This is a genomic window from Acinetobacter sp. OYA S30 (assembly GCF_033599315.1).
Taxonomy (GTDB): domain Bacteria; phylum Pseudomonadota; class Gammaproteobacteria; order Pseudomonadales; family Moraxellaceae; genus Acinetobacter; species Acinetobacter baumannii.
This window is the reverse complement of sequence record NZ_JAWVAV010000006.1, coordinates 134065-151618: the sequence shown is the minus strand read 5'-3', so window position 1 is coordinate 151618 and position 17554 is coordinate 134065. Positions and strand designations below refer to the sequence as shown.

The 17554-nt window shown below is 37.4% G+C and carries 14 protein-coding genes and 1 pseudogene; 10 read left to right on the top strand and 5 right to left on the bottom strand.

Features of this window, described 5'->3' with window-relative positions; all coding sequences use genetic code 11:
* The 3 genes and pseudogenes from R5R67_RS05310 to R5R67_RS05300 form a co-directional block, all read left to right on the top strand.
* Window positions 1-822: pseudogene (locus tag R5R67_RS05310) on the top strand (DNA polymerase III subunit gamma/tau); the annotation flags it as partial.
* Between the two features lie 144 nt (window positions 823-966).
* Window positions 967-1119: a hypothetical protein gene (locus R5R67_RS05305; protein ID WP_002011867.1), complete on the top strand. Its 153-nt coding sequence runs from the start codon at window positions 967-969 to the stop codon at window positions 1117-1119.
* A gap of 26 nt (window positions 1120-1145) precedes the next feature.
* Window positions 1146-3374 carry a phosphocholine-specific phospholipase C gene (locus R5R67_RS05300; RefSeq protein ID WP_000633006.1) on the top strand — a complete coding sequence of 743 codons (2229 nt, stop codon included), beginning with the start codon at window positions 1146-1148 and terminating at the stop codon, window positions 3372-3374.
* 48 nt (window positions 3375-3422) lie between these two features.
* On the opposite strand, the gene R5R67_RS05295 is transcribed toward R5R67_RS05300, so the two are convergent.
* Window positions 3423-3857 (bottom strand): acyl-CoA thioesterase, encoded by a 435-nt coding sequence (locus R5R67_RS05295; RefSeq protein WP_000165803.1) that lies wholly within the window; start codon window positions 3855-3857, stop codon window positions 3423-3425.
* Window positions 3857-5014: an iron-containing alcohol dehydrogenase gene (locus R5R67_RS05290; protein WP_002061745.1), complete on the bottom strand. Its 1158-nt coding sequence runs from the start codon at window positions 5012-5014 to the stop codon at window positions 3857-3859. Before R5R67_RS05290 ends, R5R67_RS05295 begins: the two co-directional genes overlap by 1 nt.
* Before the next feature lie 219 nt (window positions 5015-5233).
* On the opposite strand from R5R67_RS05290, the gene R5R67_RS05285 reads away from it, so the two are divergent.
* From R5R67_RS05285 to R5R67_RS05265, 5 genes are all read left to right on the top strand, one after another.
* Window positions 5234-6484 (top strand): lactonase family protein, encoded by a 1251-nt coding sequence (locus R5R67_RS05285; protein ID WP_396232451.1) that lies wholly within the window; start codon window positions 5234-5236, stop codon window positions 6482-6484.
* Between the two features lie 300 nt (window positions 6485-6784).
* Window positions 6785-7288 (top strand): low molecular weight protein-tyrosine-phosphatase, encoded by a 504-nt coding sequence (locus tag R5R67_RS05280; RefSeq protein WP_000388070.1) that lies wholly within the window; start codon window positions 6785-6787, stop codon window positions 7286-7288.
* A gap of 19 nt (window positions 7289-7307) precedes the next feature.
* Window positions 7308-8342: a UDP-N-acetylmuramate dehydrogenase gene (gene murB / locus R5R67_RS05275; RefSeq protein WP_001166919.1), complete on the top strand. Its 1035-nt coding sequence runs from the start codon at window positions 7308-7310 to the stop codon at window positions 8340-8342.
* 4 nt (window positions 8343-8346) lie between these two features.
* Window positions 8347-9477: a YdcF family protein gene (locus R5R67_RS05270; protein WP_001127147.1), complete on the top strand. Its 1131-nt coding sequence runs from the start codon at window positions 8347-8349 to the stop codon at window positions 9475-9477.
* On the top strand, window positions 9477-10505 hold the full coding sequence (locus tag R5R67_RS05265; protein WP_001290023.1) for an alpha/beta hydrolase: 1029 nt from the start codon (window positions 9477-9479) through the stop codon (window positions 10503-10505). The genes R5R67_RS05270 and R5R67_RS05265 overlap by 1 nt, the downstream gene beginning before the upstream one ends.
* A gap of 41 nt (window positions 10506-10546) precedes the next feature.
* On the opposite strand, the gene R5R67_RS05260 is transcribed toward R5R67_RS05265, so the two are convergent.
* From R5R67_RS05260 to R5R67_RS05250, 3 genes are all read right to left on the bottom strand, one after another.
* Complete coding sequence (locus tag R5R67_RS05260; protein ID WP_000157981.1) at window positions 10547-12220, bottom strand: FMN-binding glutamate synthase family protein; 1674 nt, start codon at window positions 12218-12220, stop codon at window positions 10547-10549.
* 164 nt (window positions 12221-12384) lie between these two features.
* Window positions 12385-13725: a PepSY-associated TM helix domain-containing protein gene (locus tag R5R67_RS05255; protein ID WP_000075448.1), complete on the bottom strand. Its 1341-nt coding sequence runs from the start codon at window positions 13723-13725 to the stop codon at window positions 12385-12387.
* A 610-nt stretch (window positions 13726-14335) separates the two neighbouring features.
* Window positions 14336-14908 carry a TetR/AcrR family transcriptional regulator gene (locus R5R67_RS05250; protein WP_000043926.1) on the bottom strand — a complete coding sequence of 191 codons (573 nt, stop codon included), beginning with the start codon at window positions 14906-14908 and terminating at the stop codon, window positions 14336-14338.
* Between the two features lie 323 nt (window positions 14909-15231).
* Here R5R67_RS05250 and R5R67_RS05245 point away from each other — a divergent pair, with 323 nt between their 5' ends.
* Both R5R67_RS05245 and R5R67_RS05240 read left to right on the top strand, forming a co-directional pair.
* Window positions 15232-16095 (top strand): iron-containing redox enzyme family protein, encoded by an 864-nt coding sequence (locus R5R67_RS05245; RefSeq protein WP_000037359.1) that lies wholly within the window; start codon window positions 15232-15234, stop codon window positions 16093-16095.
* Window positions 16096-16379: 284 nt separating this feature from the next.
* Entirely contained in the window at window positions 16380-17546 is a 1167-nt protein-coding gene (locus R5R67_RS05240; RefSeq protein ID WP_206536207.1) for an MFS transporter, read from the top strand.
* The last annotated feature ends 8 nt before the right edge of the window (window positions 17547-17554 follow it).

Here is a 17554-nt window from a genome sequence, read left to right as displayed (position 1 = left end):
CCTGAACCTGAACCTGAACCTGAACCTGAACCTGAACCTCAGCCTAATCAGGACTTAATGGTATTTGACCCAAATCATCATGAGTTGATTGGACTTGAGTCAGCAGTTGTTCAAGAGACTGTTAGTGTTCTTGAGGAAGATTTCATTCCGGTACCAGAACAAAAGTTAGTACAAGTTCAGGCTGAAACCCAAGTCAAACAAATCGAACCTGAACCAGCTTCTACTGCTGAGCCTATAGGTTTATTTGAAGCATCGAATGCTGAATTTTCACTTGCTCAAGATACGTCAGCTTATGACTTGGTTTCTGAACCTGTTATTGAAAAACAGTCATTGGTGCAAGCTGAAATTGTTGAAAAAGTTGCGGTAGTAAAAGAGCCTAACGCAACAGATAACAGCCAGCTGATGCCACAAGATATTTTAAAGTTGCCATCACAAACTTTGGAAGGTGAGTGGACACTTGAAAAGTGGGAGTTTTGGTTTAGAAATAGCCAGCTTTCTCCAGCCGTTCAAGAACTTGCTCAACATGGTGTGATGACTGGGGAAATTGGTGGCAACACGGTTTTCCATATTCCTCAAGAATATGAAAATATGTTGACTCAGCTACAACAAGCCTTAATTGAAGCTTTAAAGCAGCAGTGGCCAAATACACAATTTACGGTCGAGTATGGTGCAGTCAATACTGCTACACCGTATGTTATGCAAAGCGTTCGTAAAGAAAAAGCTTTCCATCGGGCTACAGAACTATTACAGCAACAACCCGTTATTAAAAGCCTCATAGAGACTTTTGATGGTGAGCTGCAAAATATTCAATTAAAGCCTTAAGTTCAATTGAGTTTTGATCTGGTGAGAAACTTGAAAAAATAGAATTTTCATAGTTTTCACTGGATTGAAATATTCAGGTCACGCCACTGTCATTGTACTTTTCTATGTTAGCCATTTTAGATTTTAAATGGACTATATATCGTCATGAAAAGGCAATACACAGGAACAATTTCCTTTAAATATTCTTATTTTTTATTAATCGGTGCCATTCTGCTGAGTGGTTGTAACGACTCGGCAAATGATAATTCGAATACACCCGACACAGGTAAAAAGCCTGTCATGCGCTGTGCTCCATAAACTTAAATAATAAAAAGAATTTGATCATGATTACACGTCGTAAATTTTTAAATTACTCTTTAAATATGGGCTTTGGCGCTGCAGCGTTGGCGGCTTTCCCATCGAGTATTCAAAAAGCTCTAGCAATTCCTGCAAATAATAAAACGGGCACTATTCAGGATGTTGAACATGTCATCATCTTAATGCAGGAAAACCGATCTTTTGACCATTATTTTGGTACGTTAAAGGGCGTTCGAGGCTTTGCTGACCGTTTTACGATTCCTCTGCCAAATGGTCGCCGTGTCTGGGAACAGCTGAGAAGTAATGGTCAGGTTTTAACTCCATTTCACTTAGATGGAACAGCCAATAATGCACAGCGTGCAGATGGTACGCCACATACTTGGAACGACAGTCAGCTGGCTTGGGACAATGGGCGCATGGTGAACTGGCCAACTCATAAAACTGATATCTCAATGGGTTATTTTAAAGAAAAAGAAATTCCATATCAGTTTGCACTTGCCAATGCCTTTACGATTTGTGATGCCTACCATTGTTCTATGCACACCGGAACAGATGCGAACCGCTCTTTTCATTTAACTGGTACCAATGGTGCAACACCGACCAAGCGTTCATTTGTAAATAATGAATGGGACTGGATTGATGGTAACCCAGCGACGGCAGACCGTGGTTACACTTGGAAAACCTATGCCGAAAGATTAGAAGAAGCAGGGATAAGCTGGATTTGTTATCAGAATATGCCAGATGAATGGGGCGATAATATGTTGGGTGCATTCCGTTCTTTTAGAAAGGCCAACATTGCATCCGGTTATCCCGTTTCAAGCGGTGGAGAGCCGAATAAACCGTATGCCGATACGGGTCAAAAACTACCGTATAAAGCCTATGATGCGGCTACTGATAATGCCAAAAATCCACTCTATAAAGGCATTGCAAATACGCTACCGGGCAATAAACCAGAAGAGTATCTCGACGCTTTTAAAAGAGATATTCGTGAAGGGAAGTTACCTCAAGTTTCTTGGATTAACGCGCCATCGATATACTGCGAACATCCAGACCCTTCAAGCCCAGTTCAAGGAGCTTGGTTTATTCAAGAAATTATTGATGCATTAACTGCTGTACCAGAGGTGTGGAGTAAAACGGCTCTGCTCATCAACTTTGATGAAAATGATGGTTACTTTGACCATATGCCATCGCCATCAGCACCATCTCGACTCAAAAACGGCCAGTACGCAGGTAAATCGACACTAAGCAATGCTGATATGCAAGATGAATATTTTGATCATGCTGCACCTGAGGGGAGCCATTCACAGCCTACACCTGATGGACGAGTTTATGGTCCGGGTCCTCGTGTTCCTTTATATGTGATTTCTCCATGGAGTCGTGGCGGTTGGGTCAACTCACAAGTTTTTGATCATACTTCCGTGCTCATGTTTTTAGAAAAACGTTTTGGAGTAAAAGAGCCGAATATCAGTCCATACCGTCGTGCAGTGTGTGGTGATTTAACCAGTGCATTTAACTTTAAAACACCAAATGCAGATGTTTTACCGCAGCTGAGTGGTAAACAAACACGTGTGCAGGCAGATGAGTTAAGAGAAAATCAGGAAGCTTTGCCAGCCGTTCCTGTACCTACGGATATTAAGTTACCCATTCAGCAAAGTGGGATCCGTCTATCACGGGCGCTACCTTATGAGTTGCATACCAGTGCGCGTTGTAAAGCAGATGGTAAGGTGAAATTGATTTTTTCTAATACGGGTAAGCAAGCAGCGGTTTTCCATGTATATGACAAGCTCAATTTAGACCGTATTCCAAAGCGTTATATTGTCGAGCCGAATAAAACTTTAGATGATGAGTGGGATGCTTTAAACGATAACTTAGGCCGTTATGACCTATGGGTACTTGGTCCAAATGGCTACCATCGTCATTTTAAAGGGGATACTCAACGTATTATCGATAGTAGTGTTAAACCTGAAATTCGAGTGTGCTATGACATTGCTAATGGTGATGTTTATGTCGAACTCATGAATGAGGGAGCCAAGGATACAATATTGACAGTAAAACCTTGTGCATATCGACAAGATGCGCCATTGCAACTGACCGTAAAAGCGAGACAAGTTATTAAGCAACATTGGTCGTTGGCTGATGTTGGGCATTGGTATGATTTTGAAGTTACGAGCCAGAGTGATCTGTATTATTACCGACGTTTTGCTGGCCGAGTCGAAACAGGTGAGGACTCCTTTAGTGATCCTGCAATGATCTAAGTTAGGATGAGGCAAAAAGAGGAGCTTATTTTCTTTTTGCCTCATTTTTTATAATAAAAAATTCTCTAAAACTTCACGGACTGACTCGGATATTGGAACAGTATTGCGTGTTTCACGGTCAACAAACACATGCACAAAATGTCCTTGAGCTGATGCTTGGTCTTGACCTTGTTTAAAGATTGCCAATTCATAGCGTAAAGATGTTGTACCAATTTTACCAATCGCAACACCTACCTGAATAACTTCTGGAAATGATAACTCTTGAAAAAAGCTACAAGCTGAGTCAACGACTAAACCAATTGATTTTGCTTCATGAATATCAAAACCTGTTTTCTGGATGAGCAAAGCATTGGCTGCCGTATCAAAATAGCTATAGTAGGTCACATTATTCACATGACCGTAAATATCATTATCTGCCCAGCGAGTTTGAATATCTAAAAAGAATTTAAATTGATCACGAGTTTTTAAAACGGGTTTAGTCATTAATAAATCGCCTGATAAATTGCTAAAGCAGCTGCTTCTGTCATGTCACGTGGATTATTTTGCAGTAATCGAGTTTGCAACATGGCATCTTGAGCAAGTCTTGGTAAGCTAGACTCTTCAATACCTAACTCACTAAGTTTTAAAGTCAAACCACTACGGTCTAAGTGATTTTGCATATGGTCAATAAACAGATCACACAAACCATCGGTGCTGCCATTACTATATGGATCAAGCCATTGCATAAGTTCTGCATAATATTGTTTAGCATAAGGCGCATTAAATTTCAGTACTTCAACGAGCACCAAAGCATTGGTATGTCCATGCGACAAATGAAAATGTCCACCCAATGGATAGGCTAAAGCATGCACGGCAGCAACAGGTGAGTTTGCAAATGCCTGACCCGCAAGCATTGAGCCGAACAGCATGTTCTGACGTGCCTCTAAATCATTACCGTTTTTAAGAACTTTCGGTAAGTTATGGTTCAGCAGCTTCAAAGCGTGTTTCGCTAAAATATCGGTATAAATATTTTTCTTATGTTTAGAGGTATATGCCTCAATGGCATGGACCATCGCATCAATACCTGTAGCAGCCGTAATATGGGCAGGTAGATTTTGAGTAAAAGTTGCATCAAGAATTGCTGTATCGGCATAGAGTACCGGAGAGACAATTCCCATTTTTGTCGTTTCACCTGTAGTCACTATTGATATGGGCGTCACTTCCGAGCCAGTACCGGCTGTAGTGGGAATTAAAATAAGTGGAAGTCGGGCTGTTTTGACCTGATTTACCCCGTACATTTCTTGTAGGTTTTGAGTTTGGTTGGGATGTGCGAGTAAGGCAATCACTTTGGCTACATCTAAAGAACTTCCGCCTCCAAAGCCGACAATAACATCTACATTTTGCTGTTTAGCATAATTCGCTGCATCTAATACCACTTGCTCTGGTGGGTCGGCCTGAACATCGGCATAAATGACATGTTCAATTTTAAGAGTATCTAAAATTTGAAGAATAGGCAGGTGTAACTGATTTTTAATCATACCCACATCAGTTACCAATAATAACTTGCGGTAAGTTTTTGATGCCAACACATTTTGTAATTCTTGTATAGAACCGAGTCCTGAAATAATGTTGGGAACGGTCTGAAACTGAAAATAGCTCATATACATTATTTCCTTATTTTTGAAAATTATTATAGATGCATTCTATAGGATTCATTCTGCAAATTCTCTTAAAAGTAGCCGTATTTTAAAGCTGCATTTAGTTAAAGAAAATTCACTTGAAAATTGGCATTTTATAAACTAATTTTCAAAATCATTAAATGAAATTAGATTGTGAATACCTTATTGGTAAATGCAAGTAAGGTAAATTTTTTTAAGGATATGCATGTGAAAATAGATATTGATGTCAATACTGGATACGGCAAGGATACCGACAAAAATGGATACGCAAATATTAAGTATCGTGAGCTAATTCAAAAATTAACAGCAACATTATCATTGACGCTTTTGTCATTTGGATGGGGCTCTACAGTAAACGCAGCACAACAACAAATCGCTTTAGTAGGAACCTGGACATCTATCCCAGATGCACCGCTTGTGCAAAAACCAGAAAAAGCCAGTGAAGGTTTGTACCAGCTACAAGTTAATGCTGACGGGACCTTAACTCCTGTTAAGGTATTGCAAATGAAAAGTCCATCTTGGGTTGTAAAATCGAAAGATGGCCGTTTTGCATATACCACTAATGAAGAAAATGAAGGGGCGGTAACGGCATTATCGGTTCAAAACGGAAAGGTAGAGGTATTGAACACGGTAAATAGTCATGGCGGGCATCCAACACATGCATCCATCAGTTTAGATGGTAAATTCCTATTTGTATCAAATTACTCTGCATTTGATAAAGGACGTGGCGGTGTCGCTGTTTTGCCAATTTTACCAAATGGACATTTGGGTGAAATGGTACAAAATATTGTTTTTGCGGAGGGTTCTGGTCATGTTAAAGGGCGTCAGGATAGTGGCCATGCCCATTCGACAACTTTTAGCCCAGATGGTAAGTATTTATATGCAAGTGATCTTGGAAATGACAAAGTCTATGCTTTTCGTTACAACCCAAGTAAGCCTCACCCACTTGAAGCGGATAAGAGCCGAGATGTGAGTTTTAAGCATGGTTCTGGTCCACGTCATATGGTCTTTTCACCAAATGGTAAACAGGCATACATTACCGCAGAAATGCGAAGTGAAATTGTGACGTTTAACGTACAAGATGGCCATTTGAAAAAAGTCGCTGAGCTAAAACTAGTTCACGAAGACAAAACACCTGAATTCAAGAGTGCAAGTGGAATTATTCTTAGTCCAAATGGTAAGTATGTGATCGCTGCAAATCGTGGTGCGGACAACAAACTTTTGGTATTTAAAATCCAACAGAATGGGCTGTTAGGTCAACCACAAGTTTATAAGGCCAATGGTATTGAACCACGTGCTTTTTCATTTGATGAGTCAGGTAAATATCTGTATGTGACGAATGTTTATAGTAATAACATTAGCTTATTCCGTTTTGATACAAAAAATGGCTCATTAAAACCTTTAGGCGATGCAGCTAAAATATCGACTCCAACTGATATCAAATTCTTTTAATAATTTTTCCTCATACTGATCCTGCAATATTTATAAGCTATTAGATTTTTCAGTGTTCATTGCTACAGATACTCAATCTTGAAAGACAATCAAGATTGAGTTGAGGATTGAGCACATAGAAAATTCCTTTAAAATCTCTCATTTTACTTTTCAAGCCGCGTGAGTTTTGAGAAAATGAGAGCTTGTCACAATGGTCAATTCAAACCTGATAATAATGAATAATTTTGTCGGGTTTTTGCAGATTTTTGCGTGTAAAATACTTATTTATTTTTTAGTTTAAGTGGTTGGAATAAATTTCTAATGGAAGCACAGTATAAGGTGTTATGTGTCTGTTTAGGAAATATTTGCCGTTCTCCCACGGCTGAAGTGGTATTTAGACATTATTGTGATCAGCATCAACTCAATATCATTGTCGATTCAGCTGGAACAAGTAACTATCATCCAAATAAAGCACCTGATCAGCGTAGCCAATTGCATGCAAAAAAAAGAGGCTATGACTTATCTTCTTTGCGGGCAAGACAACTTTCAACTCAAGACTTTTTAGATTTTGATTTGATTTTGGCAATGGATCATCAAAACTTTGATGATATTCACGACTTGCTACAAAGAGCTATCTTCCAATTTGGCAGTCATCAAATTCGGGCAAAAGTGGCATTAATGAGTGAACATGATCCTCAATATCCACAACAAGCTCTGCCTGACCCTTACTATGGTGGAGATGAGGGCTTTGAACGTGTACTCGACCAATGTGAATCAAGTGCGTTGGCGTGGATTAATATCCTAAAAAAACAATTGAATGTTTAAAAACAGGTTTTTCAATACAATGCAAATTCAAAATCAAGTACAGCTTAAGCCATTCAATACTTTAAGTTTAGATGTTACAGCTTCTCATTACACTAAGGTCAAATCTATTGAAGATATTGAAGAAGCTTTAGCTTTTGCTAAAGAGCATGAGCTAAATGTACTTGTATTATCTGGCGGTAGTAACATGCTATTACCGCAACAAATTAATGCTTTAGTTATTCATCTTGATATTCAGGGTATAGACGTTTTATCTGAAGATCAGGATTTTATTCGAGTTAAAGTCGGTGCAGGGCAGGTTTGGCACGATTTCGTTTTATATACTACAAAGCAGAATTGGTTTGGCTTGCAGAACTTGGCACTTATTCCGGGCTTGGTTGGTGCTTCACCAGTGCAAAATATTGGTGCTTATGGTGTTGAGGTTGGTGAGTTTATTGAGTCGGTACAAGTCTATGACTGTCTATTAAAACAAACCGGATCAATTTCGGCAGCAGATTGTCATTTTTCTTACCGTCATAGCATTTTTAAAGATGACCCAGCTCGTTACATCATTACTCATGTCACCTTTAAGCTGCTTAAACAAGCCAATCTAAAGCTAAATTATGGTGATTTAAAACAGGCAGTAGGAGATAACCTGACTGCTGAAAATTTACAAAATCAGGTCATTCATATTCGTCAAAGTAAATTACCTGATCCAAAAGAATATCCGAATGTAGGAAGTTTCTTTAAAAATCCGATTGTAAATACACAAGAATTTGAACGATTAATCGCACAATTCTCAACAATTCCACATTATCCTCAAGCGAATGGTAACGTTAAAATTGCTGCTGGTTGGTTAATTGATCAGGCTGGATGGAAAGGTAAACAGCTCGGTGTAGTGGGAATGTTCCATAAGCAAGCCTTGGTTTTGGTGAATTATGCCAATGCATCTCTTGCGGATGTAAAGAAAACTTATCAAGCTGTACAACATGATGTTGAACAGCGTTTCCAAATTATGTTAGAACCAGAGCCTGTGCTTTATAACAATTTAGGTTTAATTGAAAATCATACGGAATAGTTTTATGCCAAAAGTACACTTGATGGTACGTTTTGTACAAGTAGTTACTGTACTATTTGTACTATTAGGCTGTTTCGTGATTTTTTTGTATTCGCCGTTTTATTCAAAACTTATTGTAGCTGGACTTAACTATTTTGTTCCGGTAGATGTTAATGAGGTGGCTGCGGAAAGCCAGCGAAAAGCAGCATTAAGTGAACATGATAACTTAGAGCCGGGGTCAAATTTATGGATTGCTCGTCAGGCTTATTTGAAGTTAACAGAAGATGCTTTACGTGAAAATAAGACAGCAGATTTGGGTTACATACAAGAAAACTATAAGGCTTTGCAGCAAATTATTCTTTTAGAAGAAAAAGAACAAGAACTACAGGAAGAGAAAGAAACGATGGCTGTGAGTGTTCCTTTGGTTGCGAAAAACTCAGAAATTGATGCGGCTGATGAAGCAAGTAGTCCTATCGATGCAGCACTTTCTATTAATAGTTCTGAAAATAAAGCCCTTACAGAGCAATATACGGAGTTTTTAGCAAGAAAACCTGTAGTGCCAGAGCATCAAAAAGCGGCGAGTGAGCCTGAGCAGAAAGTTGAATATGTTCGTAGAAACCCTCTGCCTGCTCAACCTAAAAAGTTATCAGAACCTTATGCGATTGTAGTATTGGGCGGTGGTTTAACTTTAGATAAAAATGGCAAAGATATTGTAGTTAACAGCTATACGCGGTTAAGACTAGAAAAAACCTTAGAAGTTGAAAAGAAAAACCATCTACCTATCGTACTAAGTGGAGTTGAAGCCCCTTATATGCAAGCATGGTTGAAAGCACGTGGGGTAGATGCAAAATTATTAGAAAAGCGCAGTATGAATACCTGTGAGAATACTCGCTTTAGTTCATTGTTACTTCAAAAGAAAGGTGGTGCGCCTACAGTTATGTTGGTCACAGATGAATATCATATGCCTCGTACGCGCCGTTTATTTGCTTTAAATGGGATAGAGACTATTCCTGTTACTGCTCCAATGCCAACACCGCTTACACGTTGGCAACCGAGTATACAAAACTACGATCATAGTCGTCGTGCAAATTATGAATTACTTGCGACAATTCGTGACATGTTATTTGGTTCAAGTGATTGTCGAGAGGTGCCTTAATGTCTGAGATTCCATTTCTCAATCCTGCCGTATTAAAACAATTAGATTTACCGGTTCCGAACCGTGAACTCACTCCACAAGTTTTAAGCCCACTCAATTTAAATACCTTAGAAGAACCTTCTCGTGAGCTTTTAGCATACCGTAAATTATACGGTTTACATTTACTGGACTGTGAGCATTGGCAAGGCTATGTCCAAATGCCTTTATTTCGTCTGCATGTCCAAGTTTTTAAACCTAAATTAGACAAAATCCAAGGAACCGTATGTTTATTGCATGGTTATCTGGAGCATAGCGGAATTTATCAGCCCATTATTCGCGAAATACTTGAACAAGGCTTTAGTGTTATTACCTACGACTTACCTGGTCATGGTTTGAGTAATGGTTCACCTGCAAGTATTCAAAATTTTGACCATTATCAACAAGTTCTGATGGCGGTTTATCAATATGTCAAACATGCTGATCAATTACCGAAACCATGGGTAGGTATTGGGCAAAGTACGGGTGGGGCAATCTGGATGCATCACTTGCTTGAGTATGCAGAAAAAAGACAAGACCCAATCGTCGATAGGGTTTTATTGCTTTCACCATTAATTCGACCTGCTAAAACAGCATGGTGGCATAATCCGGTAGGTCTAGGCATTATCCGTCGTATTAAACGCCAAGTGCCTCGACACTTTAGACGGAATAACCATAATCCTGAATTTTTAAGATTTATTCGTTTAAAAGATCCATTGCAGCCACGCATGATGGGCATGGATTGGATTTTGGCAATGTCAAAATGGATGCAGGAAATGGAAGAGCGACCTGCTTGTCGTATTCCTGTCTGGCTTGCACAAGGGGCATTAGATCAAACAGTAGACTGGCGTTACAACATCGAGTTTATTCGCCGTAAGTTTAGGCTTCAAACATTATTGATGCTAGAAGAGGGTTCTCATCAATTAATTAACGAACGTGCAGATATTCGTGCGGCTTTAACAGGTTTAATTCCAGCCTTTTTGCATGCAAAGCCGAAACATTTTTATTATTAAAGTTTGAAGCTGCCTCTATAGGCAGCTCCAGTTTTAACTATTTAAAAATGATTGGCGTCAGCCATATTCCACATACGATAATAGAAATTATCATCATCATTTTTCAGTTCAGATTGTAAAAGCTCACCTTCTTTTAAGAAGAAGTGTAATTGAGCATAGTTTTTAATTTCACGGTCATTAATCCGTTGAGCTAAATGATGAGCTTTAATATCCGATGGATGACGTAAACCTGCTGCAGCAATCATTTCTGATAATGCATGTAATGTATTTTTATGGAAATTAAATACACGTTCTGCTTTGGTCGGTACATGGAGTGCTTTCTGGCGATCTTTATCTTGGGTTGCAACGCCTACAGGACATTGGTTTGTATGGCAACTTTGCGCTTGAATACATCCAACTGCAAACATAAAGCCACGTGCTGAGTTCACCCAATCTGCACCGAGAGCAAATGTGCTGGCAATATCAAATGCACTAATAATTTTACCGCTCGCACCAATTTTAACTTGATCTCTTAGGCCAGCACCTACAAGTGTATTATGAACAAAGCGTAGGCCTTCACGTAATGGTGTTCCGATATAGTCACTAAACTCAATAGGGGCTGCGCCAGTGCCACCTTCAGAACCATCTACTACAATAAAATCAGGCACAATTTTTGTTTCAAGCATTGCTTTTACAATACTCATAAACTGCCAAGGTTGACCAATACACAGTTTGAAACCTACCGGTTTACCACCAGATAAAGTTCGTAACTTCTGTAAGAAATGCATCATTTCAATTGGTGTCGAAAAGCTTGAATGCTTGGCAGGAGAGATACAATCATGGTCACGGGAAACACCACGGATCTCGGCAATTTCAGCAGTAATCTTATGTTTAGGTAAAATACCGCCATGGCCCGGTTTAGCCCCTTGCGAAAGCTTAAGCTCAATCATTTTGATTTGTGGCAATTGAGACTGCTTAGCAAACTTTTGTTCATCAAATTTTCCGTCTAAAGTTCGACAGCCAAAATATCCACTGGCAATTTGCCAAACAATATCACCACCATTTTCTAAATGATAAGGGCTGAGACTACCTTCACCGGTATCGTGATAAAAACCGCCTAATTGTGCTCCCTTGTTTAATGCACGTATTGCATTCGCACTTAAACTACCAAAGCTCATGGCAGAGATATTCATAATGGATGCACTATAAGGTTGAAGGCATTGGGCATTACCAATTTGAATACGGAAACTCTTAGGATCCGCTGGCGGACATGGACTAATGGAGTGAACAATAAAGCGATAATCTTCTTGATAGACATCAATAATTGATCCGAAAGGTTTATCTGCATTCTCATTTTTAGCACGTTGATAAACCAAACTTCTTTGCATACGCGAGAAAGGAAGGGCATCTTGATCCGCTTCAATAAAGTATTGGCGAATTTCAGGGCGTATATCTTCAAATAAAAAACGGAAATGGCCCATAATCGGGTAATTTCTTAAGATTGAATGCCTATTTTGTAAGACATCATATAGACCTAATAAGCTTAATGCGCCACTGACGACCCATAAACCGTTGAGTAAAGTATCCGAAATAAAATAATAAATACTATGAGGTGTATATACGGTTCTAAACCACGTGATTGTGAGTGCAGTAAAAATACACAAGAACCAAATAGAGTGGCGTGAAAAGAATGTATTGAGAAATTTATGTCGAATGATTTGTGCCGGACTCGCCATATGTGAACAAATTCCTAATGTTTTACTGGCACATACCTTGCCAAGAAGCGGCCAAAACTACAAGTAGGGAATTGTTTAACCGGTATTTTATTCATTTAATCTTTTACCAACTGATCACCTCCCTAATACGAGAAGCTGATGAGTTGGCAAAGACCAGAGCTTTATTAAGCTTTAAGAGGGAGCTGTTTTTTTATGAGCAAAATAAATAAGGTGATGACTAAGCTAAATCCAAAAATCGGTAAACTCAGCCCTAGAATAGCAAGCATTAATGTCGTAATTATTCTTTGTTGTGTAGTTGCATGTTTCCATACGAACAAAGTTTGGTTAATAAAATGATGGGTCGTAAGTTTTACATTAGAGGTTTTAAACCAAGCTTTATACGCATAAACAATCATTACACATAGCCCGAGCGCATACAGAACCAGAATTAATTGATTGACCCAACCGAATAGTACCCCAATATGTGCATCAACTCCCCAGCGTGTAAGTTTTGCAACTAATGAATAATCTTTAAAAGCGAGTTTATCGATTACCTTGTGTTCATGCATATCAATCGCAATACTATCTGCTTGTGTGGGCCATTTACGCTGTATTTCCGCAACAGTCCAAGCTTGGTTCTCAGCAACTGGCGGTTTGATTTGTATTTCTGTTGAATTAATCCCATTTGCTCGAGCAATTGCTAATACAGCATCGAATTCAGCTGGCATGATGTCTAAATTTGGCGTTTCCATGATCATTTCGTGATGTTCATGATGAGCCATTTCTGGCAATGAAATCTGATTTAGTGAGGTGGTCAATGTTGGTGTTTGCCAGTTTAACCATTGACGGGCAATACGAATATTATCACCAGCCCATTGAGACCATGTAAGACCAGTAATCGCAATGAACAATAAAAGTGGTAGTAAAGCTAACCCAATAGAACTATGCCATTTTAATAAGTGATTTTTATTTGTTTGTCCGTTTTTGAAGTTTGAGCGACGCTTCCACCAACTGTATAGCCCACTTAAAGTTAAAAAACCAAGCCAACTTGCAGCAAGTTCACTATAAAAACGTCCCCATTTTCCTAATAATAAATTGCTGTGTAATTGATCTAAGAATGTACGTAACGGTAATACGCCACTGGTTCCATACACAGCAAGTTGTCCTTTTACAGAAAGCGTATAAGGATCAATAAAAATGGCTTCATTATTTAGATGGTGTGTATGATCGGAAAAAATAACCCGCGTAGTTTGCACAGGGCTTGGTGATGGTCTGACTTCTGTAATTTGTGCAGTTACAGGCATGACTTCTCTTGCGCTTTCAATCTGCTGGCTTAGAGGGTATATCTCCTTATTTAAAGGCTGAACATTTAATGCATCTTTATAGATGAATTGCTCTAGCTGAGGCGTAATTGCATATAGTAAGCCAGTAAATGCGGCAACAAATATAAATGGGGCAATAAAAATACCGGCATAAATATGTATGAGACGGAACAGACTACGCCAAAAGCTAGAAGTAGGGGACATTTTAAATAGATATCGAGCAAACTTTGGCGTGAAGTATATCTACTTTAAGTTATATTTTGAAATTGCACTTTTCATTGGTTAGCTTGATTGTAGATTTTCTAAAGTATCATTGTGCTGAATTACTAGCAATGCTGTTGCTTGGTGTTATGAAATATCTCGTAAATTTTGCTCTCTAAATAAACAGCTCATATGATCAATACAATATTTAGTATAGATATTTATGAAAAAGCACTTTATAGAAAAATTTTTATTGTTAAGTTTGTTTTAAATATTATTCTTTTAATTTATCTAGAGAAACTAAATAATCTATGATTTATTTCTTAGTAATTATAATTTCGTAATTTATTCTAGTACCAATAGATTTATGATGTTGGTTTGAGGGAATACAGCTAATGAGTAAGAACTCTTTTAGAGGTATTAAGGGTTTATGTATAAGCTTTTTAATAAAATTTTATATTGTTACTAATTCTATTGGTTAATATTTTAAGAAAAATTATCTTATTAATTTTTATAATATTTAGTGCTTAATAAAATTTTTAAATGAAACTTCTAGACTAAAAACAAAAGTATACACTCTTGTTTTTTAGTCTAGTATTTCAATGTTATTAAATTAAATAGCGACTAATTCCTCAATTTTTTCAAGATCGATTATTTTTTTAATATAAGACCAAGTTTTTTCAGCATTAATTAAATTTTTATCAATTGTTCCATCATTAATAACTCCATCGAGGATATTAAGAAATAGATTAGTTAATGCAGCGGCATCTTCTACCTGAATTTTAATTAAAATAGAAAAAACAAGCTCATAGAGCCATTCTCTATATTCATTAATAGGATTTTTAACGGATGGGTAAAGTTGTACTACTTCCATAGTTGCCTTTTTAAATAAGCATCCATTAAAGTCTTCTGTGTAAATCCAGTCAATATACCAATTAAATAAGCTTCTGAGTTGAACTAAAGGTAGGTCATTGGTATTGATTCTTTCTAATATAGCAGACTGTATATCAGAATTCCTTTTGTAAAGGCATGATTCTATTAGTTTTTCCTTTGAAGGAAAATACTTGTAGAATGTCATCTTTGCAACATTAGATTCAGCAATAATTCTGTCCACTCCAATAGAGTTATAGCTTTTTTCATTAAAAAGGGCAGTTGCTGTTTTTATAATAGTGTCTCTTTTTGACATCGATTTCCCCGTAGTAAATCTTTTGAAATCCGTTTCTTTTTTAAGGCTAGTGCTCTGGCAAAAGTCAGTTTAATCATATTGAAAACGCTAATGTAATACAACATGTGAGAGCCTAAAAAAATAGTATTTTTCGATATTAATTGTTATTTGATTCATTAAAAAAATTCATTAAATTATCCATTGATTTGTAGTAATAATAAACCTAATATCAAATTGTTTAGGGATGAGTATACAATTTTATTTAGTAGCAAATGAATGCACGATTAAAATAATGGGGAACTCATAACCTAACTATAAGAATTAATTTGTTATTGAGAATGATTATGTCAAAAAAATTTGAAGATTTCGATAATCCAAGACAAAAGGCATTACTGGGGATGAAGAATAGTATTCCTACAGAACAGTGGGAAGAAAATCTAAAATTTCTCAAACAATTAAGAGCGAGAATTGCTGAATTACCAGTATGTAAACATCCGGCGATCGAAGTTTTAAATAATGGATTGCTTGATAAATTCACTTTAACAAGAATTCATTTAGAATATCGTCATGCGATTGTTCAGATCTTTACTGATGCCTTATTAATGGCCCAGTTCCAGACAAAACAATTGGAGCCTAAACTCCATTCTGGAGCTAAAATGTTTCCACGTGTTTTATTAAGTTTAAATGTACTTGATGAATTTGGTTTTAGGCCAGGAACAGACCCAGACAATTATTATCTAGGTAATCCGGAGTATGCACATTATCCTTTATATGAAGATTTATTGAATGATTATGGTTTGAGTGAGAAGAATCGTAGAGAGTATCAACCTTCAAAAATTGCAGATCAGGTAAGAAATTTTCTAGAATCATCTTATGATAGTTATATTAAAGTAGTTGCTTTACTTGCAGTGGCCGAAGAAGAAGTGATTCTTTTTAGCCCACCACTTCGTGAAGCGACTAAGGCTATTGGTGTAGATGTTGAAGGTGGCGGCTATTACCATGTTCATGGGGTATCTACTGACGAAACCTCAGAAGCAGCAGATGATGATCATGAAGATGATCTCTGGTTTGCGTTAGCGCAAGCAATAACTAAAGAAGACTATGAGAGCTTAACAACGCTTTGTATGGATTATTGTGCTTTATGGAATGAGTTTTGGGATGCACAAATTGCTGATATTCACTATTTAGAAGCAAAGAAGTTAGCATAACTTGTATTCATAGTAAGACGAATAATTGATAAAAACTAAAAAGCCTATTCACATATGAATAGGCTTTTTTAATACTTTAAATCCAGCCCATCTATAAACTAATAACCTGAAGTATTTCATTTAATACATTATTTGCATCTGTGGGAAATGATAGAATTACGAAAGTCAGTAAGTTGATATGTATGGGGCTTAAAAACATGCATCCTATAAGTGTGAGCAAATGAATACATTCATATACAGCTATCTAAAATTTTTAACCTATTGAAAATACAAAGGTTCACGTCTTGTTCCCACCATTTACAATCCAAACCAGATTAGGCGGATTCTACTTCTTTTATTATTCCATTGTTGGCACATTTATGCCGTATTGGAACTTATATCTCCAAGATCAGGGGTTTAATTATCAAGAGATAGGTATTTTATCTTCTATTGCTATTGTGACGCGCTTCTTTGCCCCTTTGGTTTGGGGCTGGATCGCCGATAAATCCGGTAAAAGAATGCTATTAGTGCGGATTGCCACATGGATGGAGGCATGTATATGGTTAGCTATTTTTATAATTCCTAATACTTTTCAGTCAGTTGCTTTATTGATGCTTATTTTTAGTTTTTTCCAAAATGCTATTTTAGCTCAATTTGAAGGAGTAACTTTATTTTGGTTAGGAGACCAAAGGGCGAAACTTTATGGCAAGATTCGAAAATGGGGATCAGTTGGGTTTATTGTAGGTGTATTTATAATAGGGGCAATTTTAGAAATCATTCCGATTTCAATGTTGCCTATATTATTGCTTATCATTGCCTCATTAGCATTTATTTGGGCATTTACGATACGTGAACCAGAAGGGGCCCCAACTTCACAAAAGCATTTAGAACCTTTATTGCCTGTGCTGAAACGTCCTGAAGTTGCTGCTTTTTTCACAATTGAGTTTATTCTTCTTTTTTCACATGCACCTTTTTATAGCTTCTATAGCAATTTTCTGAAATCGTTAAATTTTAGTACAACGGAAATTGGCTTTTTATGGGCTATGGGCGTGGTTTCTGAAATTGTGATGTTTGCATATGCAACTACGTTTTTTAAATATTTTTCTTGGCGTAGCCTTGTAGCAGTATGTTTGATTTTGACAAGTATACGCTGGTTATTAGTTGCTATTTTCTCTCACTATTTCATAGGTCAGCTATTTGCACAGTGCCTACACGCCTTTAGTTTTGGCTTATTTCATCTCATCGCAATGCGGCTTATCTTTCAAAACTTTTCAATAGGGCAGCAAGGTCGAGGTCAGGCTTTTTATAGCACCATGTGGGGACTTGGAGTGGCGTTCGGAAGTATTTTGGCTGGTCATTACTGGAAAATTCTTACGGGTGAGCATATTTTTATGATCGCTGCTTTAGTGGTTCTATTTGGTTTGTGCTTTGTCTATTGGTTACCTAAACAAATCGAAAAGTCAGTTTCTTAGATTAAATA

What these genes read in the sequence shown, in the direction of transcription:
- R5R67_RS05305 (WP_002011867.1), top strand. Translation starts at nt 967, where the DNA reads ATGAAAAGGCAATACACAGGAACAATTTCCTTTAAATATTCTTATTTT.
- R5R67_RS05250 (WP_000043926.1), bottom strand. Translation starts at nt 14,908, where the DNA reads ATGTCAAAAAGAGACACTATTATAAAAACAGCAACTGCCCTTTTTAAT.
- R5R67_RS05295 (WP_000165803.1), bottom strand. Translation starts at nt 3,857, where the DNA reads ATGACTAAACCCGTTTTAAAAACTCGTGATCAATTTAAATTCTTTTTA.
- R5R67_RS05290 (WP_002061745.1), bottom strand. Translation starts at nt 5,014, where the DNA reads ATGAGCTATTTTCAGTTTCAGACCGTTCCCAACATTATTTCAGGACTC.
- R5R67_RS05265 (WP_001290023.1), top strand. Translation starts at nt 9,477, where the DNA reads ATGTCTGAGATTCCATTTCTCAATCCTGCCGTATTAAAACAATTAGAT.
- R5R67_RS05260 (WP_000157981.1), bottom strand. Translation starts at nt 12,220, where the DNA reads ATGGCGAGTCCGGCACAAATCATTCGACATAAATTTCTCAATACATTC.
- R5R67_RS05285 (WP_396232451.1), top strand. Translation starts at nt 5,234, where the DNA reads ATGCATGTGAAAATAGATATTGATGTCAATACTGGATACGGCAAGGAT.
- R5R67_RS05255 (WP_000075448.1), bottom strand. Translation starts at nt 13,725, where the DNA reads ATGTCCCCTACTTCTAGCTTTTGGCGTAGTCTGTTCCGTCTCATACAT.
- R5R67_RS05300 (WP_000633006.1), top strand. Translation starts at nt 1,146, where the DNA reads ATGATTACACGTCGTAAATTTTTAAATTACTCTTTAAATATGGGCTTT.
- R5R67_RS05270 (WP_001127147.1), top strand. Translation starts at nt 8,347, where the DNA reads ATGCCAAAAGTACACTTGATGGTACGTTTTGTACAAGTAGTTACTGTA.
- R5R67_RS05245 (WP_000037359.1), top strand. Translation starts at nt 15,232, where the DNA reads ATGTCAAAAAAATTTGAAGATTTCGATAATCCAAGACAAAAGGCATTA.
- R5R67_RS05280 (WP_000388070.1), top strand. Translation starts at nt 6,785, where the DNA reads ATGGAAGCACAGTATAAGGTGTTATGTGTCTGTTTAGGAAATATTTGC.
- murB (WP_001166919.1), top strand. Translation starts at nt 7,308, where the DNA reads ATGCAAATTCAAAATCAAGTACAGCTTAAGCCATTCAATACTTTAAGT.